Here is a 24,206-nt window from a genome sequence, read left to right on the forward strand (position 1 = left end):
TTGTTTTGGTGTAGTTAAAAAAGGCAATAATGAGTTTTGTCATCTACTTTAATGCGTTATTATATAGCGCACTATTTTTATGCTTTCTATCCTGGCAGGGTATTTCAGAAATTAAAAGTTTCTGACGACAAAATAATAGAATCGTGATTAATAAAATATTTCGTTAAAGAAAAAAGCCCTGCTATCCTGGTCAGGAGTGGCGCGCAGTGAACTAAAAAAATAAACTGTCAGGGCTATTCCCTTTTTAAGAAATTGCCTGTAGTGATCACGCTATATCATTAAATTTATCTGTTTAATTTCGCTCCGTAACCAGACGGTGCGGAGGGATCCATGCTTACATGTTCAGGCGGCGACGACGATTGCCGCGCGCGCACGCTGAATGCGCTGTTGAGTTACGACGAAAGCCGTGACCAGGTTTTGCGGCAGTTTGTCCGGCTGGCCAGCCAGGCGCTCGCTATTCCGGGGAGTTTTATCTCCGTGCTGGATGATGAGATGCAGTACGTCAGGGCAGCGCATAATTTCACGCTGACGCACTCTTCCCGTCAGGATTCGCTCTGCCGTCACGCCGTAGACAGTGACAGTATCGTGGTGGTGCCTGATACGCTGCAGGACGCACGCTTTGCGGAACATCCGCTGATCCTGGGCGCGCCGTTTATTCGCTTCTATGCCGGCGTGCCGCTGAAGAGCAGCACCGGCCTCATTCTGGGAACGTTGTGCGTCACCGACGTGGCACCTCATCGCTTCGGTAGCGAGCAGGTGGCGATGCTCACCATGCTGGCGGCGCTGGTAATGTCTTTTCTGGAAGCCTGGTATTCGGCGGGCTTTGCCGATCCGGTTACGGGCCTGCCTAACCGTCAGCGTCTGATCCGCGATCTGCAGTTTCTGGCCGCCTCCGGCGACACCACGCCACGGCGGCTGGTTCTGATTGACTGCATCGATATGCCGCGCGCCTATGAGCTTGCGCGCTCGATGGGAATGGGCCCGGTTGAAAGCCTGCTGAAAGATGTTGCCACCCTGCTGCCGCTGCGTCTGCGGCCCGCGCCGGGTGAAATGCTCTACACGGTGGCAACCGGGCGTTTTGCGCTGCTGACACGTCAGGAGAGCAGGATGACGGCCAGCTGGGTGGCAGATAAGCTGACGGGGATCAGCGCCGATCTCGGCGACGGACTGTCGGTAGCGCTGGTGACTCACACCGGGGAAGCCGGGTTCAACACCGGGGAACTGCCGCCGCAGGAGATCCTGCGACGTGCCGTCAGCGCCCTGCATGAGGCGATTACCCGTGACGTTCCCTCCATGCTTTTCAGCAAGGATACCGATACCCGCCACACCCAGGATTTCACCCTGATGCATGATCTGGCCGCAGCCATCCGCCAGAATAAAGGGCTATGGCTCGCCTATCAGCCTAAAATCTGTCTGCACAGCGGCAAGCCCATCGGCCTGGAAGCGCTTATCCGCTGGAAGCATCCCCAGCACGGCGAACTCTCACCGGCGCAGTTTCTGCCTTTTGCCGGACAAACCGAACTGCTCAGCGAGCTGACAGCCTGGGTGACCGATCAGGCTATCACCCGCCTCGCACGACTGCGCGACAGTTATATTCAGCTGCCGGTCACCATTAACGTCAGCAGCAGCGATTTTTCCCGCGACGGTTTTGCCGACCAACTGGAGGATCAGATGATCAGAGCGAAGCTGCCGGTTTCGCTGCTGGGCATTGAGTGTCTGGAGACCGAACGGATCCTGGAAAGCCCGGCGGCGATGCAGGGGCTTGAGATGCTGAAACTGCGTGGCTTCGGAATTTCGCTGGATGATTTCGGTACGGGCTACAGTAACATCAGCTATCTGCGACGCATGCCGCTGGACGTGATCAAGCTCGACCGCTCGCTGATCAGCGAGATTTCATCGGATACTGCTTCGCGCGTTATTGCCCGCAGCATAATCGCTATGCTCAAGGATCTGGATTACACAGTGCTGGCCGAAGGCGTGGAGAATGCGGAAACCGAAACGGCACTGACCGAGTTTGGCTGCGATCAGGCGCAGGGCTTTTTCTATGCCCGACCGTTGCCGGAAATGGCGCTGGATGAGTGGCTCGGCTGGCGACTTCGCAGCAAGTGCTGAGCCCCCTCATCCCCTGAAGCGTTATCAGGCCGGGGCAAAGGCGATGAACCCTTCAGGCCTCGCCATTATCACCCTGTTGCGTCCGGCGGCTTTGGCCTTGTAGAGCGCTTCATCGGCACGCCGTATCAGAGATTCACGGTCACTCCCCTTCTCTGTCAGCGAGGCGACCCCAGCAGAGATCGTCATTGTGCCGGCAAACGGAAAGGTCGTGGCGCTGACGGTTTCACGGATACGCTCCGCGATACTGGCGGCGTCAGCTAAGGTGGTGTGTGGCAGCAAAAGAATAAACTCCTCGCCGCCGAACCGGCTGACAACATCGCCTGTGCGACAGGCCTGACGCAGTAACGAAGCCAGCCTGACCAGTGCTGCATCGCCGGCATCATGCCCGTAGAGATCGTTAATCTTTTTAAAATGGTCAATATCAATCGCGATCACGCACTGCTCATGCTGGCTGTCTGAGGCTGTCGCCAGCGCCGTAAAACCGCGCCGGTTGCACAAGCCCGTCAGCGGATCGGTCATCGCCTCGTTATTCAGCGCCGCCAGACGCCGGGCAACGATATAGCGGTACTCCTGCGCGGCCTCTTTCAGCCGATCGGCCTCGTAATACCAGGTTTTCACCGCCGAGAGAGCTCCGCTCTGCGGGTCATTGCCCTCGTTGCGAACCTGGTCCGCCAGCTTTTCGAGGGGTAAAGCGATTCGCCCGGCAAGTGACGCAATAATCGCTGCTGTCAGAGCGATGATGATCAGAATGAACCAGAGGGCATTCTCGGCTGACTTGATCTGAATCGTTCTGACCGTTTCAGAGGAGCCGGTGACAAAGATGTTCCAGCCCGTGCTGCGCAGCGTTCCGTAACCGGTCAGAAAGTCCCGTCCGTCTCGTTCCAGCGTGAAATGGCCGTTCTCGGTCGATGCGAGCTGCTTCTGAAGCGCCGGGCTGAGGGGCATCTTTGTGCCCACGCGCGCCGGATCGTGACTGAAAATAACCAGCCCGTCATTGCTGACCACGCTGACTGTCGACCCTTTGGTATAGAAATGCTGGCTCAGGATCTCACTCAGTATGCTGTGTTTTTTGAGGTAGATCGTCCCGCCCACATAGCCAAGATAATGCCCTTCCGGGCTGAAGAGCGGCTGAGACAGGAACACCACATAATTTCCGGAGGCCGAAGTAAAAGGATTGGAAATAAAGGGCTTTTGCGTCGTAATGGCCTGCTGACTGGCGGGTGAATCGAGTCTGACCCCCTTCAGATTCAGGCTTTCGGGGGAGATGGCGGTCACGATGGCATGACTGTTGACCACCAGCACCGAGTTGAAAATGCCCGACTGCATCCGCAGCCGCTCGGTTTCCGCTTTCAGCAGTTGCGTGTCGCTGAGCCCCCTGATCTGGGTGGCGCTCCACGCCAGTTCACGCTGTGCTGTCGCCAGGTAGCGATCGGTGGTATCTGCCAGTTTACTGGCATACGCAATGTTGCCTTCCAGCAGGCTCTCTTCGATGTTGGCCTTCTGAAACAGCAGCAGCGCGCCCAGCAGCAGACCCGAGGTCAGTATAACCCCGCCAATAGAGAGTAAAGTCAGCAGTGAGCGAAGACGGATTTTTTCACGAAACATTAAAGTCGGGACCCGTATTGAGATTAATCTGAGTGTAACAGCTGATGCCCGGGTCAAAGGCAAAAACAGAAAGCGATTTCACTGCCGTTATGAACGATAATAACCGCAGGGATCGCCGGTTCGTGCCGCTGCCCGGCCTGACGGGCCGGGACCGTCAGGCACTGCCGACGCCATAGCGTTTCATTTTGCGCCATAGCGTGGTCGGGCTGATACCCAGCATCACGGCCGCCCTGGCGCGATCGCCCGCGGTCTTTTCTATCACGGCGGTAATCAGTTTCCGCTCCTGCCTGCTGAGTAAATCCACCTCATCGTCCACGCTAAGAGAGCAGGCGTCAGGCTCGCGGGCGATACAGTCGAGGTGGCAGAGCGAGTGCAGCACAGCGGCATCCACGTCACAGGTTTTGTGCAGCACAATCAGGCGGGAAATCACGGTGCTGAGTTCGCGGACATTCCCTGGCCAGGCATGGCGATTGAGGAGCGCGATCGCCTCATCGGTAAAGGTGAGTGTTTTGTTCTGCTTCGCCAGCAGTGAGGCGATGATCAGCAGGATGTCTCCGTGACGATCTTTCAGCGCAGGCAGATGTAACTCAAGGACATTGATGCGATACCAGAGATCCTGACGAAACGTGCCCGCCGCCACCAGCGTACGGAGATCTTTATTGCTGGCGGTTATCAGGCGAAAGCGGGTGCTGATTAGTGTCTCTCCGCCTAACCGGCTGAACCGCTTCTCCTGCAGAACGCGCAGCAGTTTGATCTGCACCATGAGCGGCGCCTCGCTGATTTCATCGATGAAAACCGTGCCGTTGGCCGCCATCTCGAAAATGCCGGGCTTTCCGCCCCGGCGCGCATGCGTAAAGGCGCCGTCGGCATAGCCGAATAGTTCGCTTTCCAGCAGCGTCTCCGGGATCGCGGCGCAGTTGATAGCGATAAACGGCCCGCTGCTGCGTGAGCTGGCACGATGAATACTTTGCGCAAACAGCTCTTTGCCGGTACCGGTCTCGCCCAAAATATTCACCGGCAGATCATGAGCCGCATAGAGTCTGGCCTGTCCGATGGCGGATTCAATGGCAGGCGAACGGCCAATGATGTCTGAGAAAGTGTAAAGGGTGGTGAAGTGAGAGCCCGGATTTTTTCGGGCTGCCGGGGAGCCATATTCTTCCGTCTGCCCTGCCCTGACACCGGACATGAGCGTGTAAAAACTGTGCTGGCCGGGGAAGTGCTTAACGGTCAGGTGAACAAACTCTCCGTTAATCTCAATCAGCTCCTGGGGAACGTCCACCTCGTTGATGATGCTGCTGAAAAGCGGCTTGAAGGCCTCATTTTTAAGGATCTTCTCCCCGACATCGCACTGGAACAGCGATAAGCCCGGCGCGTTGATATTGATGACTTCACCCGACTGGTCGAGCCACATCATCCCTTCTCGGGCCTGATTCAGCGCTGACCAGGCCATCGCCAGTTTTGTACTCTCGCTGTTGAGATATTTCAGCATGCTGGCGGCGACATCCAGCGCCTGTTCGATAGCGATATTATCGGTATCACCCATGATGACGTTCAGATCATACTTTCGGGCCATCTCGGCTACCGTCAGGCCGCCGATAACCAGATCGTAATCGCTGTCCGCCAGATTTTTGACGACATAGTCGATGTCGTAGTGGTTATAAACCTGGCAGATCTTGAACTCTTCATGCGTCATATTCTGGTACTGGCGCAGCACATGGCAGAACTGTGGGAAGCCCACTGCGGCAATCTTCTGCGACTGTTTGCGCGCTTCCTGCAGAATGCGCGAGATACCGTGCAGGTCATGCGCAATTTCGACGACCGGAATGTTCAGGCTGTTCCGCAGAAGTGCCGCTGTGCCGCCCCGGCTGATGAGCACCCGGGTTCCGCTCTGGATCAGCTGCTGCGCTTTTTCAACCACCTCGAAGCAGGGATATTCGTAGACCGGAATATCAATCTTCTTCTCAATCAGCACGTTGGAGATGCGCTGCGTGATGGTTTTTGACACCGAAAGAATCGCGATCTCGTTATTGTTCATCATTCAGATCCGTCCCTGTCCCTGAAAATATGCTCTGTCCACGCAGAACCACTGCCTCATGGTGAAGCGAAAATGCCTGCACGGGCAGGCATTTTTTTGTCTGGCGGTGCGGATTAAAACCGCTGCCGTCGGTAGACTATCTGCCCGTTACTGATCGTCGCACAGTTGTCGATATAGTGATCCCCGACAAGCTGCTCCCCGCGGGTGTCTTCAAACACGATCTTCTCCCTGCGTATCTTCACAATGGCGATATCGGCAAACGCACCGGGCGCCAGCGTGCCGATCTGCCCCTGCATTTTCATCAGGCGCGCGGGCGTGCGGGTGACTGTGCATATCACGTCGAAGAATGACATGCCCATGTTCAGATATTTGGACATGATAAAAGGCAGACTATAAACCCTGTCGGTGCGCAGACTATTACGCAGGGTCAGGTCCGTGCTGATAATATCGGGAGTAAATCCCTGCTCAAGGGCGCGACGGGCCACGCTGAAATCAAAGTGCGCCACGCCGTTAGAGCAATCGAACACCACCCCGCGCTGCCTGGCCGCGACAATTTCCGGGAAGAGATCGCCGTTTTCCTGAAGAAGGGTATGGCCGGTACCGTGGAAACAGTGCGCATAGATATCGTCACGCCGGAAATGATGGATGAGTTCGCTGGCTGGCAGACGCGCGTCGGTGACATGCACACACAGCGTCGTGTTCAGCTTCCGGGCCAGCGCAGCGGTGGCAAGCAAGGGATCGCCGCTGAAGTTGCGTCCACGGGCAATCTCCTGGCTGTACCGCAGTTTGAGTCCCAGAATCGTGTCGCGATGCTCATCCAGAACCTGGCCCATCTTCTCTTCATTAAAATTCGCAGGGTTACTGTTTTCCAGATACCCTGTCGGCCCGCCGCCCAGTGTCGAAAGACCCACGTTCACCACGTTCAGGTAACTTCTGATGCGCGTCTGCGCCGTGCTGATCACGCTGTTGCGAAATAACCGGTAGTTAACCCACCCGCTGCTGCCCGCATCGACGACCGACGTCACGCCGTTGGGCAGGCAGATGACGTCCGGATTCACACTGATGGCCGATCCGCCGTGAAAAACGTGGGTGTGGAAGTCAATCAGGCCGGGTAACACAATGCAGCCTGCCGCATCGATAACGGTTTCCGCCTGCGGCGCTTCGGTCGCCTGCATAGCGACGATGCGGTTACCCGCCACCCCGATGTTCCTGTTCATCAAGCCTGCGCTATCGGGATCGGCGACCTGCCCGTTTTTAATCAGAATATCCAGTTTCATTTCGTCATTTCCCTTATCCAATGCCGATCATTTTCCAGTAGGGGATCCCGATCAGGAAGTAGACCAGTACGTTAATCAGCACCATGATCGAACCCAGCAGCCAGAAGGTTTTCTGCGGAACATATCCGCTTGAGAACGTGAAGACGCCCGCGCCGTTGCCGTAATGCGTCAGGAGCGCGCCGTAACCTGCGGAAAAGGCCAGCGACAGCGCGATATACATGGGATGAGCCTGCGTCGTCATTCCGAGCGTAAACAGGACCGGATAGAAGGAGACCACAAAGGCAGAGTTCGAGACGAAGAAGTAGCGCACCGCGAGACTGATAAAAATCAGTACGCCGATGGCGCTGATTTCACTGAGCTGCGAGAGATCCAGGTAGTTCTTGATGACGCCGACCAGATAGAGATAGAACCCCCCTTTTGAGAGCGCCACGGCGCAGCCGTAAAAGGCGCCATACCAGACAAACGTCTGCCAGGCCGATTTCTCGCTGACGACGTCGTTCCAGCTCAGCACCCTGAAAAGCAACAGAGAGGCCAGAAAGGCCAGGCCTACCGGAATAAAGGCAATCCCGGTCACCGATCCCGTCATCCAGCCCAGAATACCCAGCACAAAGAAGACGATCAGCAGTTTCTCTTCGCGTTTGACCGGGCCAAGCGCATGCAATCCCTTCTGCGCGATCTCATTGACGTTATCGATGCTCTTTAACTCTGGCGCATAGAGTTTATAGAGGATCCAGGGCGCTGACAGCAGCACCAGCCCGGCAGGCAGAACGGCCGCTTTAAACCAGACCATCCAGCTCAGATTGACGTGCATGATCTCATTCGCCAGCGAGACGGTAATAGAGTTCGTCGCCATTCCGGTCAGGAACAGGCTGGAAGTGCCCATCGACACGACATACATCAGAATCGTGAGATAGGCGCCAATTCTGCGGCTGCCGTTCTCCGGTGTTGAGCCCAGGGCTTCGGCAATATTACGGAAAATGGGAAAGGTGATACCGCCCGAGCGCGACATGTTAGACCCGGTGGCGGGTGCCAGAACCGTGTCGGTGACCATCATCAGGTAGCCCAGCGTCAGGGTATTTTTGCCGTAGCGCTTCAGCAGCAGATAGGCGATGCGTTTACCGAGACCGGTGATCACAAAGGCTTTGCAGATGATGAATGCGCTGATAATAAACCACACCATCGGGCTGCCGAATCCGGCGAACAGTGAAACCGGCTCGATCACCAGCGAGGCAAAGCCCAGAATAATCAGCATTATTACGGCGTCGGTAAAGGGCCGCAGCACCAGGCCACACAGCATCGCCAGATAGATGCCGACAATATGCCATGTCTGGGCTGTGAGCGCCTCCGGGTGAGGGATGATCCAGAACAGAACGGGAAAGAAGGTGATGGGTAAGAGTTTAAGATAAAGCATAATTACATTACCTGTATTTGCAGCCGCGCGCCGGGGTCAGCGCGCGGCCTGTCCTTATTATTGCGATTCAGGGGCAGATGCCGTCGATGAACTCAACGCCTTTTTCATCCAGCGATTGTCTTACCCATGCGCGGTTAGCAGTGCCGTTCTTCGCCGCCTCGACCTTTCCTGCATCGAAGCTGGCATAGCGGGTTGCTTCATCGAGCAGCGCCGCGGCGTCACCGAGGGGTACCGCAATGACGCCATCCGCATCGCCCACGATCAGATCGCCGGGCCGGACCGCCACGCCGCCGACGGCAATCGGCGTGTTGACCTCTCCCGGTCCCTCTTTAAACGGACCTGCCGGGTTAGAACCGGTGGCAAAAATCGGGAAATCCAGAACCGACAGCGCGTCAATGTCCCGCACCGGGCCATCCAGCACGATACCGGCGATTTTCCGGGTGTAGTGGGCGTAAGCGATCATGATCTCGCCCATCAGCGCACGAGAGCGATCGCCTTCGTTAGAGACGACGATGACATCGTTTTCCGTGGCCATATCCAGCGCCGCGTGCAGCATCAGATTGTCGCCGGCCCGGACTTTCACCGTAATCGCATAACCCGCCATAATCGGTTTCGCGGGTGACGAGACGCGTCGGATCCCGTTACCAAGGACCGCAATGCGGTTCATGGTGTCTGCAATATTTGCCGTCGGCAGGTGCTGATAAGATTTAAGTAACGCCGGATCGCCTGCGGGACGCTGAATAAAAATACGATTGCCAATAGCCATACTTTTCTCCTTAAAAGCCCGGCACCGGCCAGGATGGTTTTTTACCCGATAACACTTCATCAATCCCGATGGCGGAATGCAGCGATGCGCGGTCGGTCGCTTCCTGCGTCGCAGCACCGATATGAGGCGCAATAACCACGTTGCTCAGTGCAAAAATGGGGTCGGCCGGATCGAACGGCTCTTTTTTCAGGACATCCAGACCAGCGCCCGCAATGCGTGACGTGGAAAGCGCATGGTAAAGCGCCTTTTCATCAACCAGCTTGCCGCGCGCGGTATTAATGAAGTAAGCCGTTGGCTTCATCAGCGAAAACTCTTTCTCGCCAATAAAATCGAACGTTTCCTCTGTTGCCGGGCAGTGCAGCGAAACAAAATCGCTCTCTTTAAATATCCGGTTAAAGTCCTGCGTTAATTCGACCCCTTCCGGCATCTGCTCAGCCGTTTTATAGGGATCATAAGCAATGACTTTCATATTGAAGCCGTGCAGGGCTTTCAGGGCCACACGTGAACCAATATTCCCGAAGCCAATCAGCCCCAGCGTTTTGCCGTCCAGTTCAACTTTTGGCGTCCGGAGTTTTGCGTGGTAGTAATCCTCCAGCATCGTCTGCCTGACCAGCGTGAAATTGCGCGAGCAGTGCAGCATGAAGAAGATCGCCAGTTCGGCCACTGACATGCTGTTGGCCAGAGGCGCGTTGAGGACGGTCACGCCGTGACGTCTGGCAGCCTGCAAATCCACCGTGTCATAGCCTGCGCCGTGGCGGGCAACGACCTTAAGCTTGCTGGCCGCCTCGAACACGCGCGCCGACATTTTTGAGAGCCGAACGATAATGCCATCGCAGTCAGGAATATCCCGGATAATATCGTCCTCTTCCATGCCTGAACCCGTAATGAGTTCATAGCCACGACTTTCCAGATATTCCCGTCCTTCCTGCATAATTTCCTGTGGAAGTAGAATTTTATAACGCATATAACCTGCTCCATGTGGGTTTCCGGAGCAGTAATTGCAGATAGCGTGCCAGCTTTTATTTTTTCAGATTATTTTAACGCCATATCACTGATATAGAATAACTTTTCAATCACACGCCTGAATATCACAGGATATTTACCCGTGATACCGGTCTCACTCTGCCGCACAGGGAGACGACTGCCTCTTTCAAAATGAAACGTGAATATTCACATCTGAAATTAACAGTCGGTTAAATTCAGGTTTATTTTCTGTGAGCGACAGTGGGAGATAATGCTGCCTGGCCGCTTTCCCTGATTCATTCAATCCGGAAGGACAATAAGAATATCACCAAAAAAAAGGGATTAACGATATAAACAGCGGACTATAACATCTGACTTTTTATTAATGACACGGCAAATAAAATGCTTTAAACCTTTAACTGCCAGAGCGTGCGGCAGACGGCTCGCGCATTCGGGTGCGTTGTCTTCGGAAGCATTGAAAATAAATAATGGAGCAAATATCGCTCCATTATTTTAGTGAAGACCGATCCTGATTCGCCTGACAGCCGGCCGGTAAAAGATGCAACCGGCTAATCATTCAGGATGAGGTTAACGCCAGAACGACTTGATATAAGAACGGCTGCTGAGTCTTTTAATAAAATGGTAGGGGCAGGTAAATCGTTGCCCATCCCACTCCAGATTAAACCACTGAAATTCATCATCTTTTATTTTATCTAACAGCGTCATTGCCTGCATAGGTGTCTGAAAAGCATAAGCTTTCATTACGCCCTCTTTGGTACATAAATCAATATGAACCATAAAAACCCCCGGGTGTTAAAAAACAGAACATTTTATAATTATCGGACAGCCCCTAAAGCATAAGCCATTTATTGCTGGCTGATTATCTGATTCCGTCATATTTTCGTAAAAGTTTTGCCACCCCGATACTCTTTATATTTTTGTGCAACTCTGGCTTATATCATCAATTAATTTGACCATGCCGGGTTAATCCGGCCCCCATCGCCAGCGCGGAATGACGGAGTGAGGTTCAGCAGGGTTAGCCTGGAACGCTGGTTGCGACACGTTGCTCATATTTCAATCACAACCTTACGGGCGGAGTGAACCGGACGGCCTGCGGAACCGATGCGTTTGTGATGGTCAAAAAGCAGGCACTTCGTTTACACTCTCAGCAGCCACATCGGCCCCTCTGCGCTCCGGCTGAGCGGCAGAGAAGCGGGCGATCGCTGACGGCGGCCAAATAAGGACTCTTATGCTGAATTATATGGTGTCGCTCTATCGTACCGTTCCGGTCTCTTCTGCATGCCTCAGCGACTGGCTGACCCGCTGGCTGGCACAGGAGACGTTAAGATGTCACGATCATCATTTCTCCGCGGCTTTTCCCTGGCGCGAAACCGGCCTGCCCCAGCACACCTTTCTGCAGCGTGAACTGTCGATTAACGGTCAGCGTTATCTCACCGGTCCCCGTTATCTGGGTGGCGATCTCGCCCAGCCTTTTATTGATATCGTGGCGCGGGACGGAGAGCTGGACCATACCGTTGCCAGCGCCATCATGCAGGCCTGGCAGGCGCTGAGCCCCCTGAAGCTGCGTATCCTGTTGCCTGCCTCTGCGCCTGATATTGGCGTCACCGATCAGCTGGTTTTCGTCAGCGATCCCGCATCATCCTGCGGACCGGACGATCCGCCGCTTTCGCTGGTGACGGCCAGCCGCAGGGATTATCCGGTCTGTATGGCGGCGATTAACCGCGCCTATCGCACCAGCTGGCACAAGCTGCCTCACCTGCGCGGCCAGCTGCTGGCAACCAGCAGTCAGGAGCTGCGTGACGATATTGCCGGTGGCCATGTCTGTCTGATCGTCTGGCAGGGCCGCGTGGCCGGGCTGATGATTTGCGTGCCGCGGCGGCTGGCCTTTATGGAGGGATTCCAGATTATGGATGAGGTGATTACGCCTGCGTTTCAGGGCCGCGGGCTGGCCGCACGCGCACAGCGCTGTCTGCAGCAGCAGCTCAGTCAGCGCTACGGTCCGGCGGCACTCCTGACCGGCACGATTCTGCCTGGCAATCTTCCCTCTCTGCGCAGCGCGCAGAATGCCGGGCGGCGCTGTCTGCTGAAATATCACTTTTTTACGCCTGCAGATCTGCGCACCGCCCGACGCGCTATTTAACTGCACGCCGGTTTCGCCCGCGATCTCACCCGCTTTTGTTCCCCCTGCCCTTTTTCTCTCCGGTTAACGGCCCTAACACCCTTCTGACACCGGACCTGTTTATCTGCGCAGCGATTGAAGACCAGAGAGCATACGGCCCGGAAAGTGGCCCGATCCGGCGTCAGATTGCGCTGAAAACAATCTGCCATTCTGGCATTCACAGATGAATGTTTAATGAAAGAATGGCAGGAAAACACAACCTGTTTAACAACATAGAACAATATGTTGTCTCAGGGCAGTTGTTCACATTTTGAAAACAAAATAATCACACTGAGTTATTTTTTCATGCCTAAATCAGTGCCAGTTTTCATTAACGGAGCAGGCAGATGACGCAATTTGTGGCAGTTTTTCTCTCTTCACTGTTTATATGCAGCAACGCTTTCGCGGGATCGGTGTCATCCGATGCCATCTCAGCAGCACTGAATGAACGCATGCAGATTATGAAGGCCGTTGCCGGTTATAAAGCCCGGCAGCATCTGCCTGTGGAAGATCTGCCTCGCGAGCAGGTCGTGCTGGATAAGATGCTGAGCAACGCGCAGCAGGCAGGGCTGGAACCGCAGTCGGTGGCACCGTTCATTCATGCGCTGATGAACGCCAGTAAAGCAATTCAGTATCGCTATCTGGCAGACTGGCTCTCCACGCCTGAACATTCCCGCGCGCCCGCCGACCTGGCGGAAACCCGGCAACAGATCGAGCGGCTGGATACCGAACTGCTTACCGCGATCGGCCAGCGTCTGGAGGCAGGCCCGCTGACGGCGTCGGATCGACGCGGGCTGATCGCGGCGCTGGCAGCGCCTCACCTCAGTGAGGCCGATAAAGCGAGCCTGGTGACCGCGCTTGCCCGCATTCAGCGCAAAGCGTAGTGGCGCCGGTGGCCGGACAAGAATCTGGCCACTATCCGCGCAGACGCAGCGTGGCGGGCAGCACCAGCTGACTTCCGGATGGCTCCTCACCCGCAATCATGGTGGTCAGCAGAGAAAAACAGGCCTGCGCCAGTTCCGGGACATTCTGCTCTACGGTATCAATGGGAATCGAGAGCGAATCATAGAGATAGTGATCGTCGAAGCTGGCGATACGAATGTCGCTGTTCAGCAGGTTATGCTCGCTCATGTAGCGCAGCACCCCCTCAAGCAGGCCACAGGCGGCGGTGAACATCGCTTTCGGCGGGCGACCCAGCCGGCTGCAGAGCGCGGCAAACATCTCATAGCCGCTGCCGGGATGATAGTTGCCCTGGATTATCCACTCCGGCTGCGCGGTGACGCCTGCCCGCGCCAGGCCCTGCCTGAATCCGGCCAGACGATCCTGCGTCGGGGAGAGCGCTGACTGACCGCCCAGAAAGTAGATCTCTTCCGGGCAGGCGCGAGCCAGCTTTTCAACCAGCTCAGCGGTCGGCGTAACGGAGTCGGTAATGACCCAGGGCAGCTTCGTATTATTCATGTGGCGGTCAAACAGCAGCACCGGCAACTGTTCGCTGAGGCTCAGATAGTCGCTGTCGCTCAGCATGCTGGAGGCGACGATCAGCCCGTCGACCTGGCGCGACACCAGATTACTGACCACAACGCGCTCCTGGGTGGCATTCTCGTCGGTACAGGAGATCAGCAGCTGCAGGCCCGCCGCGCGGCAGAGATTTTCCAGCGCGTGAGAAAAGGCGGCAAAACCGTGGTTGGTGATCTCCGGCACTACCAGCCCCAGCGTATGGCTGCGGGCATCGTGCAGCATCCGCGCATGGATACTGGGCTGATAGTGATGTTCGCGGGCCAGAGCCAGAACCCGCTCACGCGTCTCCTTCGCGACCCGTAACTCTTCACCACGGCCGTTGAGCACCAGGCTGGCGGTGGCTTTTGAAACCCCGGCCAGCCCGGCGATGTCACTGATGGTAACGCGTTTTGTTTTTCTCACGACAAGGCATCGGTTAATGAAACAGGCACTTATTCTACCATGCAGCGACGTAACGACCAGTAGCGCACCTGCAGTTCTGCGTCGCCGCGCAGTGTCAGTCGCGCCGGATGCGCCGGGAAATAGCGGCTGCTCATCACCCCTTCCCCGTCATTGATGAAGATCTCAACGCTGGAGTGGTCGCATAGGATCTGCAACCGGCGGGCAGCTCCGGTCCAGTAGCGGGTCAGCCACTCGCCCGTCACCAGACTTCGACGCGTCAGCCGCAGTTCATCCTGCTGCCACGTCAGGATTAACGTATCCGCGAAGCTGAGTTCGATGCCGCCCTCACTCTCCAGTATCAGCTCCAGTCGCCGCGCAGGGATCGCGGGCGCATCACTGGCACGGCCCAGATAGTGTTGCTCCTTTTCACGCAGCGCCTGCAGTTCGGCAATCGGCTGCTGACAGAGCCAGCCATTGCGCACGCTCAGCTCGCGTATGCAGGTCATCTGATGTATCCACCCCTGCGCGACGGTTGGCTGAGCCATCTCCTCCCCGTCCGGGGTGCCCATCCAGCCCACCAGCAGACGCCGGCCGTCAGCAGTCAGCGTGGTCTGCGGGGCATAAAATTCGAATCCGGCATCCATCTCGTTCAGCGGCCCGTGCGAAAAGGCAGGCTGCGCATAATCCAGCGAACCGCTCAGCCAGGCGCAGGCGTGACTGTTGAGATAGCGCTTCTCTTCGCTCGGCACGCCCTGCGGACAGCAAATCAGGAAGGTGCTGTCGCCCAGCGTGAACATATCCGGGCATTCCCACATGTAGCCTGCGGCCGCCAGGCCTCCCCGTTCGCTGCCCGCGATCTCACCGAGATTCTGCCACGTCCGCAGATCCTCAGAACGCAGCAGCAGCACCCTGCCCTGCCGTGCCATCGTCTGCGCGGCCAGTACCATGTACCAGTGATCGTCATGCCGCCACACTTTCGGATCGCGGACGTGGCCGGTGTAGCCCTCGGGCAGCGCGACGACCGGCCCGAGCTTGTCGAAGCCGCCTGCGCGGTTCTGCTGTGCCAGACACTGCCATGCGGTGCGCGAGCCATCTTCAAACTTCACGTTGCCGGTGTAGATCAGCGTCAGGATCCCTGCATCCTCCACCGCGCTGCCGGAATAGCAGCCGCTGCGGTCATACTTCTCATCCGGCATCAGGGCGATGGGCTGATGTTCCCAGTGCAGCAGATCGGCTGAGCGCCAGTGTCCCCAGCATTTGTGCTGATGCGCACAGTCCAGCGCGTTCCACTGGTAAAAGAGATGATATTCACCGCCGGAGTGGATGAAGCCATTCGGGTCATTCAGCAGACCCGTTACCGGTGCCAGATGCCAGCCGGGATAGTGGCTGTCGCTGAGCGCCTTTGGCATTCCCTGCATGACCGCCTGCAGGATGGCGGCCAGATGAGATGATGAAACCATTATTCCGCCTCCGTTTTGTATTTCAGCAGACAGGAGAGCACGAACGCGGTCGTGAACGCGATAACGATACCGATAATATAGTTCAGCAGAGAACCCGCCTGGACAATCGCCATGCCCGGCAGACCGGTCAGCCCTACCGCCGTCATATAAACATGCACCGACACGACCCAGGCTCCGCCCAGCGCCCCGCCCACTAATCCGGCGATAAAGGGCTTCACAAAGCGCAGGTTAATACCAAAAATGGCCGCCTCGGTGATCCCCAGCAGCGCCGAAAACGCCGAGGGCAGCGAGATCGCTTTGATTTTTGCATCGCGGGTTTTAAACCAGACGGCCAGACAGGCGCCGCCCTGGGCGACGTTCGCCATCGCCCAGATCGGCAGCAGGAAATTCACGCCAATCGAAGGATTGCCCAGCAGCCCCGCTTCGATAGCGTGAAAGCTGTGATGCACACCGGTAATCACAATCACCGAATAGAGTCCGCCGAACACCAGTCCGGCCAGCCAGCCCGCGTGCGCAATCAGCGTGCTGAGGACAAATGAGATCCCATCGCCCAGCATACGGCCGGCCGGGCCGATAATCAGCAGCGCGATAAAGCCGGAGATGATGACCGTCAGGAACGGCGTGAGGATTAGATCCAGCGCATCCGGAATAATCCGGCGCAGCTGCTTTTCCAGCAGGCTCATAAACCACACCGCCAGCAGCACCGGGAACACCGTGCCCTGATAGCCAATCATTGCCACTTCGAAGCCGAAGAAGTTCATGGTGTGGAAACCGGCGGCCACGCCCCAGGCGTTGGTCAGCGCCGGATGCGTAAGGATGCCGCCCAGCGTCGCGCCCAGAAACGGGTTACCGCCAAACTCACGGGCCGCCGTAAAACCAATCAGGATCGGCAGAATGATAAAGGCTGCCGAGCTGCACATGTCCAGCATGATGTAGAGCGCATTTTCCGGATTGACCCAGCCGTAGGTTTTGACCATCCCCAGCAGGCCCATCAGCAGGCCCGATGCCACAATCGCCGGGATAATTGGCACGAAGATATTGGATAACAGGCGGGCGATGCGCTGGAAAGGGTTGAGCTTGCGGGCGGCTATGTCGGCGGCTTCAGACTTGCTCGATTCACTGATCCCCGCCTCGGCGATAAAGGCCGCGTAGACCTTGTTCACCACGCCGGTGCCGAAGATAACCTGCAGCTGACCGGCGTTGCGGAAGCAGCCTTTGACGCCTTCAACACGGCCAATCGCGGCGGTGTCCGCCTTCTCATCGTCTGCCAGCACCAGCCGCAGGCGCGTGGCACAGTGGGCGGCGCTGGCGATGTTCTCCCTGCCTCCCATCAGCGGCAGGAGTGCCCGGGCGATTTTTACGTAATCCATAGATACCTCAGTTTTGTTATGTTTTTATCCGCATGGCGTGATGGCCCCGAATGCCGGGGCCGCCTGTTCAGAACCAGGTTTCCATCTGAACGCCGAAGTTCCATTCGCCGCCGGCATCGAAGCCTTTGCTGCCGAAAGCGTCGTCACTGGCGTAGTTATCCAGCCGGTGATCCCAGTCCATCCAGGTGGCGAAGAGACGGATTTCCGGCCGTTTAAGGAAGTCACCCACATCCCCCGCTTTCAGGGTCGGGGCGACGGTCAGTTTGGTAAAGCTGCCGCTGACTGCGTTACGGTTGTTGTAACCCGCCGGGCGCAGATCCATGTACTGATACGATCCCTCATACTGCATCTCAAAGTTCTGCGTGATCTCCTGAATCAGGCGCAGGTTGGCCGTCGCCCAATCATAGCGGTCACCTTTGACATACCGGTCGTCACTGCGCTGTGCCAGCAGCGCAGGCGCAATGTGCCAGCCGCCGCCCAGCGGCGTGATGCCATAGCTGGCCAGACGCCAGGTGTTTGCCTCCGGCAGCAGTGCTCCGTCGGCGCCAATGGATTTCACTTCCGCACCGAGTCCGTGACCATAGAGCAGCGCGGTTTTTGCGGTGCCGTCTGTCAGTCCGTAAAAGCTGTCGTTGTGCAGCCCCAGCAGGGCATGAACACCGGTTTCTGCCGCATCGCTTTTCACTCTGCGACCATCAATGTCGCGACGGTCGTCGTTATCTTTCGCCCGCATGCCGCTGACCATCAGCTGCACCGGCCCGGCGAAGTTATTGAGCGACAGGATGTAGTTCTGCGCGGTGTTCTCATTGTTTTCGATATCGCCGAAGGTCCGCCCATACAGCGAGACATTACTGTGCGCCTGATCGCTCCATTTCATGTCGTAGATCCCTGCGCCGGTTCCGGCCAGGAACACCACGTCGGAGTCGATCCAGTGGATATCGAAGTTATCACGGTCAAAGCGTTTACCGGCCCAGACCGTGGCGTTGTCGAACGCGCCGCTGAAGGTGGGGAACTGCCCGAGTTCGACAAACGCCTGCCGCAGGTTGAGATCGCTGCTGGCAGCGGTCCAGTCATTGTAGGTGCGCTGCCCGTCTGCCAGCATCGCTTTGAAGCGGGTGGTCGCCCCGTTATCCAGCGTCTGCTTATGCTCCAGGTTGAGTTCGACATAGGTGTCCGGTTCGTTACCCAGGCGCCCGACGTGACCGCCGGTTTCCCCGGCTGGGGTGACGGTCGGCCCGCCCTGCGTCCGGGCAGCCGAACTGTTCATCAGCAGGCCGGAGCGGGCATACCCGTGAAATTCAAAGCCGCCGTTATCCGCAGGCTGCGGCTCCGGTTTCGCGCTGTTTCTGGCGACCTGCGCGGCCGCCGCCTGATTCTGCTGCTGAACCGCCGCCAGCTGCTGAGCCTGCTTTTCGGCATTCTGTGCGCGGGTTTCAGCGGCACTCGCCCGCTGTTCGGCGGCCTGAAGTCGCTGTTCCATGGCCGCCAGCCGGGCTTCGATGCTGCTCATGCTGGGATCGGCCCAGACGGGGGTGGCAAGGAGAAGGGTAGAGAGGGTCAGTGCCAGCGTGCTTTTTTTCATTTTTATGTCCCTGAGGAGAGAGGCTATCATCACCGGATTTTTGCTAAACCGGTTTAGTTGCAAATCATAGCTACGGGTAATTTCCCTTCGCAACGAAAATAGCTAAACCGGTTTAGTGATTGTGAGACAGCTCGCAAAACAGGGGGTAAATGACCGTCAGCCAGGCAAATCGCCCAGCTGATGGCGCCAGGGAAGCGCCGTCATCGCGCCCTTAGCCGTGGTTGCCAGTGCGCCACAGCGCTGAGCGCTGGCAAGAGAGAGGGCTAACTGCGATTCGTCGGCAGGCAGGCCGTGCTGCGCCAGCTTCCAGAGCAGCCCCGCCACAAAGGCATCGCCTGCGCCTGTGGTATCGACGCTGGTAACCGGCGAGGTCGCATACTGTTTTATCTGGCCCTGGAAACAGGCGATGACCCCTTCCCTGCCCCGCGTGACCAGCAGTAATTCAATGCTGAACTCTGCCGCCAGCTGCGGCATGCTGATCAACGGCTCCTGATCCGGGCAGAGAAACGCAAGCTCATCGTCCGACAGCTTCACTACGTCGGCAAGGCTCAGCGCCTCGTTCACCACCGTTTGTAACTGTGCCGTATCGGGCCAGAGATCCTGGCGCAGGTTTAAATCGAAGCTGACATGCCCCCCTGCGGCCCGCATCTGCTGCATCGCCGTCAGCGTCGTGGTACGCGAAGGCTCAGCGGCCAGGGCGATGGAGCAGCAGTGCAGCCACTCGCCGGGACGGAAGTCAGGCAGATCCGCGACAGACAGAAACAGGTCGGCACTGGGCCGCACCATAAAGGTAAAGGAGCGTTCACCCTGCTCATCCAGACCCACCACGACAGTGGAGGTACGGTGCTCCGGATCGGCCACCATGTAGCGGGTATCGACCTGCTCTTCACTGAGCGTCTGCCGCATGAACGCACCAAAGGGATCGGCCCCTACCCTGCCGATGAAACCGCTGTTTCCCTGAAGACGGGCGATACCCACCGCCACATTGGCGGGTGCACCGCCCGGACACTGCATCAGCCGACCCGGCGTTTCGGGCAGCAAATCCACCACGGCATCCCCGAGGCACCATACGCGAACAGACATAAAACACTCCTCTGATTGAATCTGATAGCTAAACCGTTTTAGCTATAGCGCTAAACCGCCATGACTTCAAGCTAAACCCTACTGATCTGGAGCGCGGTTAACAGAGATTCTGCAGATGCCCCCTGGAGAGGCAGACGCGTGATGACCGGGATTATTAGCCGGAAAAAAAACCGGCGCCGGGCCGGTTTCTGTTCTTCGTAAGCTGATACGCGATTATTTGATGGTGGAGAGTATCTGTCTGATCGAGGCATCGATCTGCTCGGCTATCTCTTTAGGCAGGCGGCTGAACTCATACTGTATGGTGCGCTTTTCGTCATTGGTTTTGCGACGCGCATAGGTATTGGCTGTGCTGAACGTGGCCAGTTTTTCCGTCACCGTTTTGCTGGCGGGAGCCGGTTTCTTTAACTGACGACGGGCACTCCTGAACCCGTTCAGGATGACGCTTTTTTTCTCATCCAGGCTGGCACTCTGCAGCGCCGCATCTTCATCCAGTCTGTGACGGATCTCACCGGCCAGTTCACTGACATCCACCGCCTCGGCTTTCGCCTCTTCCCAGACATCAAGCAGCAGCTGATAGTCCTGCAGGGTCAGTTCGGAGACGACCGGAAACAGTTCAATAAATTCGGCAGGAACCGCAGCCGCCTGGAAGGCGCGGGAAACCTTGGCATTGGAAATCCCCTCTGCTCTGGCGATCTCGGTTTTGCTCATGCCATTCTCGTTCATCAGCTTAAAGCGCAGCCCCAGTTCACGCAGGTTATGCTCTTTCGCCGTCTGAATATCTGCGGCCAGCTGACGTGCATCACTGAGACTCAGTTCATCTGCGGTCACCAGCACTTCCAGACTTGCCCCGGAAAGTATGCAGGCGGCGCGGCGGCGCGAGCCGTCCATGATCTCAATCTGGTTTCCGTTCACGCGACCAATGGCCGGAAAAAACTGCTGCAGCGTAATGGTGCGGGTGATCTCCTGAAGCGACTCAGGCGTCAGCGTGCTCTGATCGCGTCCGTTGATACCGGGGTCAACGCTGGTCCGGGTTGCAATATCATCATGCGGGATCAGCTGACGGACAAAGGTGGCCTTTGCCCCCGACTTCAGCGTAAAGGTGCGTGACTGGCTGCTGCTGTCTATCATGCTGGCGATAGCCGAGTCGCCGAATTTGCGGCCGATACGCTGTATAGGTTTGCTCACAGGGTACTCCTGATATATTCGATTCGGTCAAAAACAGCCCTGGAGAACTGCTCGGCTTCATGTTTGGCTTTGCGCAGCGCGTCGGCACTCCCCGGATAAGAGGCCGGGTTAGCACTGATAACAGTGTCAAATGATTCGCCGCATCGCTCAAAGCCATCCAGCCGCGGCAACCCGCAATCCAGCATCGATTTGGTAAAAACTTCACGCGCGTAGCTCTGGGAAGTCAGATGATCGTGCTTGGAAGTCATCTTGGACATGAAGCCGATATTCGCTTTGAGCCGTGGCTCGACGCCTTCTGATTCGATCCGCTCCAGCATTTCCGGCAGGCGGGTCAGATACTTCATGGTGGAATGGAAATCGACCTGCGCCGGAGGCGTTGGCGTCAGCAGGACATCGCTGGCCGCAATCGCATTCAGCATAAAGGAATCAAGGTGGGGACCGGTGTCCAGGAAGATGAAGTCATAGTCACCTGCCAGACGGTCGATCACATTACGCCGCAGGACCTCTGAAGGCGCCACGCCAGGCAGATGTTCAGCCACCAGCTCTTCCCAGTCGCTGGCAACAAAACCGTCGTCGATTGACGCCGGGATCACGTCCACACCGGGCATCACGGTTGGCTTGATAAACTGCTCTCGCAGCTGATCGGCATCCAGGTCGTTAAGCATCGCCTGCGCAGCGGTTTCGAGCACCGAACCGACGCTGTTGGTGTGGCTCAGGAACATGGTGCTCGAAGCCTGAGGATCGAGGTCGATAACCAGGATACGCAGATCGTTGTGCAACATAGAAGGGTGCGCGCGCATGCCATGTGCAAGGGTGACCGTGCTGACGGTTTTGGAGACGCCGCCTTTCAGGCTGACAACAAATACGACAAAGGGGCCATCATGACGATCGCGATATTTAGGGACTTTACGATGCTGATAAATGTCGACCACGTTCTGAATGGTCAGTGCGTACTGTGACGTGCTGCCGGTCTGTTTTTTGCCAAACTGATAGCCTGCGGCTTCCATATCGCTGATCGCGGCAACCACAGCATGTTTGCTCAGCAGCGGCATGTTGGCGACCGCATTGCGGGAGAAGGTCTGATAAAAGCCGGTCTGGTTAAATTCCTGACGTTGCTGTTCAATATGATCGCTGAGTCCATGCAACATGGAGTTGGCACGCGTGGCCATCTCCAGCACTCCACCATAATCACGCTTCATAAGCCCCTCTTTATTAATGTTTTTGGCATACTACACAAAAAGCAGCGACCTGCCAATTTTTTAGAAAAATGCTAAAAACCTGGATTTTTCATTACGGAGTGATGTGAAGTCGGGGCGGCAGTGGCGGGGTGTATGTGTCTTGTATGGCTTTATAACGTAAAGCGGAATGATGACTGTAGAAGGGCGTAAAGGGTATATGCAGGAAAATGGGCTCATGCCTTCTCATTATGCCGTCTGAGCTTCCGGTCAGGATAATGAAGGTTATTTAATGGTGTTTTCAGCATGAAAATTTCATTAAATTTCATTTAAATCAGTAATTTATAAGAGAAAATGCCTGGTGAAAAATTCCCTTTTGGCTTTTGTGCCACAGATTTCAGAGGGGTTATTCGTTTAACGTGCATATGACCTCTGAGTCTGCTCTTAAGATACCGTTTCACAAGATACTAAATTACGTACCGGCATCCGCGAGAGGTAAATTACCTGACAGATAAAGTGTAATGGGCCTGTTCAGATGATTTATTAAAAAGCCTGAGGCTGATATCGGTTGTTGTCACAATCCGCAATCCCTCGCCACCTTCGCCATGCATACCTGTTCCATATATGTAACGTTACATCAGTAGTACAAATCGTGGCTTTACTCAGCCAGACCCGTGTTCACTATAGTGGCTGCTGAATTTCATTCACCGTTCTGTAAGCAGGGCAGGGTAATTTACAAAAACCGTTCAGTCAGTAACAAAGATCCAAGTACAACTTCGTCAGGTTGCTGTTAATCAGTGCAGAGGTTTAATGAAAGTGCGGCTCATAAAGATGTTCGTATTTTCGTTCAAGAGCTAACTCTCTGCTGTGCTGATGGTGGTGTCAGTTATTTTTGCGGCTACTTTCTGTCAGAAAGTCAGAAGCCTTTCTCTCATCATCTTTAATAGCGCGATGCCCGTTTATGCGCGACGCTGTAAAGTTCTGCGGATGTTCAGATACGATGTCATGGTTAATGCCGTTGTTGTTAAGTCTGACTTATCAACAGCAGTCCCTAAGTCAGCTATTCGAAATGCTGCTTAAGTCTGCATCTGCATAGATTCTGATTGTCATTTTTTGCTCCTCAACTCCTTTGTTCTTCTGTCAGGGTTAAACTACTGTCCCTGTAGCATTTCTCATTTATGCCCGATAACCGTTATAAAAGCGCTGACAGAACATTTCCGGATGGTGTTTTCATCATGAAAATAAAGTAAATTAACTTTTAAAATCAATAATTTACTATTAATTTTTTATGGTGAAACGTTTCCGGAGCACTCTTCTGGTCTGACGGCCTGACGCCAGTCTCCTGTTTAGCCAGCATGTTGCGGCAGATGCCCGCACATTCTTCTTTATCGCCCATTTTAGACTGTTTCAACATTGTATGACCCTCTCCTGTCTGACCGGTTTCTGTACGAACGGTAAAACAGGCTGCGCTTTGACCTCAGTCCATGCGTCTTTTTTTATCCCCGTTATCCACAGGCCAGATCCAATTGTTCGATCCTTAATAGATCAAACTGAGATCCTAAACAGATCCCCGCAGCCCTCCAGGCCTTGTCACACAACGCCTGAACGGGGATCAGTAACCACTATAGCGAGAAGAATAACCACTGTAGCGAGTACAACAACCACTATAGCGAGGAAAGCAACCGCGCTGGCGAGTGACGGATAACCACTGTAGCGAGTAAATGGCCTTTCAGCGTGTGGATAAGCTGCTGCCAGGAGCTACTGAGGTACTTTTATGGGGTCAGGTAAGCGAAACGCCTACAGAAAGTGATCGGCGGGTCAGAGAGTTGCATAGTTTTCAGTCAGAACAGATGAATTATCCACTGGGTCGATCCAATAACAGATCCTCATAAGATCCGTGAGAGTTCCAAAGAGATCCCGCCATCCCGCGAGGCGCTGGTGTGCCTGCCTTCCGGCTGTGTCACTAACCACTATAGCGAGTAAAACATCCACTGTAGCGAGACAATTAACCACTATGGCAAGTAGATTAACCGCTATAGTGAGTGATAGTATCCACTGTATCGAGTAGCGGCGGCTTTTGCCTGTTCACATCACGGATCTTCCC

Annotated in this window: 17 protein-coding genes; 3 read left to right on the plus strand and 14 right to left on the minus strand. The window is 55.8% G+C overall.

Annotated features, from left to right (window positions below):
• Positions 1-330: 330 nt before the first annotated feature.
• Positions 331-2,112, plus strand: coding sequence for a GGDEF and EAL domain-containing protein (locus J1C59_RS19235; protein ID WP_128084317.1), 1,782 nt, complete (start codon positions 331-333; stop codon positions 2,110-2,112).
• Positions 2,113-2,136: 24 nt separating this feature from the next.
• On the opposite strand, the gene J1C59_RS19240 is transcribed toward J1C59_RS19235, so the two are convergent.
• The 7 genes from J1C59_RS19240 to J1C59_RS19270 form a co-directional block, all read right to left on the minus strand.
• Entirely contained in the window at positions 2,137-3,717 is a 1,581-nt protein-coding gene (locus J1C59_RS19240; RefSeq protein WP_128084316.1) for a sensor domain-containing diguanylate cyclase, read from the minus strand.
• Positions 3,718-3,871: 154 nt separating this feature from the next.
• Positions 3,872-5,752 (minus strand): sigma 54-interacting transcriptional regulator, encoded by a 1,881-nt coding sequence (locus J1C59_RS19245; RefSeq protein WP_140916778.1) that lies wholly within the window; start codon positions 5,750-5,752, stop codon positions 3,872-3,874.
• Positions 5,753-5,865: 113 nt separating this feature from the next.
• Complete coding sequence (locus J1C59_RS19250; protein ID WP_128084315.1) at positions 5,866-7,029, minus strand: metallo-dependent hydrolase; 1,164 nt, start codon at positions 7,027-7,029, stop codon at positions 5,866-5,868.
• 13 nt (positions 7,030-7,042) lie between these two features.
• Positions 7,043-8,440, minus strand: coding sequence for a DASS family sodium-coupled anion symporter (locus J1C59_RS19255; protein ID WP_128084314.1), 1,398 nt, complete (start codon positions 8,438-8,440; stop codon positions 7,043-7,045).
• Positions 8,441-8,507: 67 nt separating this feature from the next.
• Positions 8,508-9,206 (minus strand): RraA family protein, encoded by a 699-nt coding sequence (locus tag J1C59_RS19260; RefSeq protein ID WP_128084313.1) that lies wholly within the window; start codon positions 9,204-9,206, stop codon positions 8,508-8,510.
• A gap of 10 nt (positions 9,207-9,216) precedes the next feature.
• The gene (locus tag J1C59_RS19265) at positions 9,217-10,170 is read right to left on the minus strand and encodes a hydroxyacid dehydrogenase (RefSeq protein ID WP_128084312.1); all 954 of its coding nucleotides are present in this window, start codon (positions 10,168-10,170) and stop codon (positions 9,217-9,219) included.
• A 587-nt stretch (positions 10,171-10,757) separates the two neighbouring features.
• Entirely contained in the window at positions 10,758-10,967 is a 210-nt protein-coding gene (locus tag J1C59_RS19270; protein ID WP_128084311.1) for a hypothetical protein, read from the minus strand.
• Between the two features lie 451 nt (positions 10,968-11,418).
• Here J1C59_RS19270 and J1C59_RS19275 point away from each other — a divergent pair, with 451 nt between their 5' ends.
• Positions 11,419-12,330 carry an N-acetyltransferase gene (locus tag J1C59_RS19275; RefSeq protein WP_128084310.1) on the plus strand — a complete coding sequence of 304 codons (912 nt, stop codon included), beginning with the start codon at positions 11,419-11,421 and terminating at the stop codon, positions 12,328-12,330.
• A 365-nt stretch (positions 12,331-12,695) separates the two neighbouring features.
• Positions 12,696-13,232, plus strand: a complete 537-nt coding sequence (locus tag J1C59_RS19280; protein ID WP_128084309.1) for a chorismate mutase — start codon at positions 12,696-12,698, stop codon at positions 13,230-13,232.
• 31 nt (positions 13,233-13,263) lie between these two features.
• On the opposite strand, the gene J1C59_RS19285 is transcribed toward J1C59_RS19280, so the two are convergent.
• The 7 genes from J1C59_RS19285 to J1C59_RS19315 form a co-directional block, all read right to left on the minus strand.
• The gene (locus J1C59_RS19285) at positions 13,264-14,268 is read right to left on the minus strand and encodes a substrate-binding domain-containing protein (protein WP_128084308.1); all 1,005 of its coding nucleotides are present in this window, start codon (positions 14,266-14,268) and stop codon (positions 13,264-13,266) included.
• 29 nt (positions 14,269-14,297) lie between these two features.
• Positions 14,298-15,707 (minus strand): sucrose-6-phosphate hydrolase, encoded by a 1,410-nt coding sequence (locus J1C59_RS19290; RefSeq protein WP_128084307.1) that lies wholly within the window; start codon positions 15,705-15,707, stop codon positions 14,298-14,300.
• Positions 15,707-17,077: a sucrose-specific PTS transporter subunit IIBC gene (locus J1C59_RS19295; RefSeq protein ID WP_128084306.1), complete on the minus strand. Its 1,371-nt coding sequence runs from the start codon at positions 17,075-17,077 to the stop codon at positions 15,707-15,709. Before J1C59_RS19295 ends, J1C59_RS19290 begins: the two co-directional genes overlap by 1 nt.
• Before the next feature lie 67 nt (positions 17,078-17,144).
• Entirely contained in the window at positions 17,145-18,659 is a 1,515-nt protein-coding gene (locus J1C59_RS19300; RefSeq protein WP_128084305.1) for a carbohydrate porin, read from the minus strand.
• Positions 18,660-18,815: 156 nt separating this feature from the next.
• Positions 18,816-19,742, minus strand: a complete 927-nt coding sequence (locus J1C59_RS19305; RefSeq protein WP_128084304.1) for an aminoimidazole riboside kinase — start codon at positions 19,740-19,742, stop codon at positions 18,816-18,818.
• A 213-nt stretch (positions 19,743-19,955) separates the two neighbouring features.
• Positions 19,956-20,927 (minus strand): ParB family protein, encoded by a 972-nt coding sequence (locus tag J1C59_RS19310; protein WP_128084303.1) that lies wholly within the window; start codon positions 20,925-20,927, stop codon positions 19,956-19,958.
• Complete coding sequence (locus J1C59_RS19315) at positions 20,924-22,126, minus strand: AAA family ATPase (protein WP_111138342.1); 1,203 nt, start codon at positions 22,124-22,126, stop codon at positions 20,924-20,926. Before J1C59_RS19315 ends, J1C59_RS19310 begins: the two co-directional genes overlap by 4 nt.
• Positions 22,127-24,206: the final 2,080 nt, after the last annotated feature.

Origin of the sequence: Pantoea deleyi, from assembly GCF_022647325.1 — a bacterium.
Lineage (GTDB): Bacteria > Pseudomonadota > Gammaproteobacteria > Enterobacterales > Enterobacteriaceae > Pantoea > Pantoea deleyi.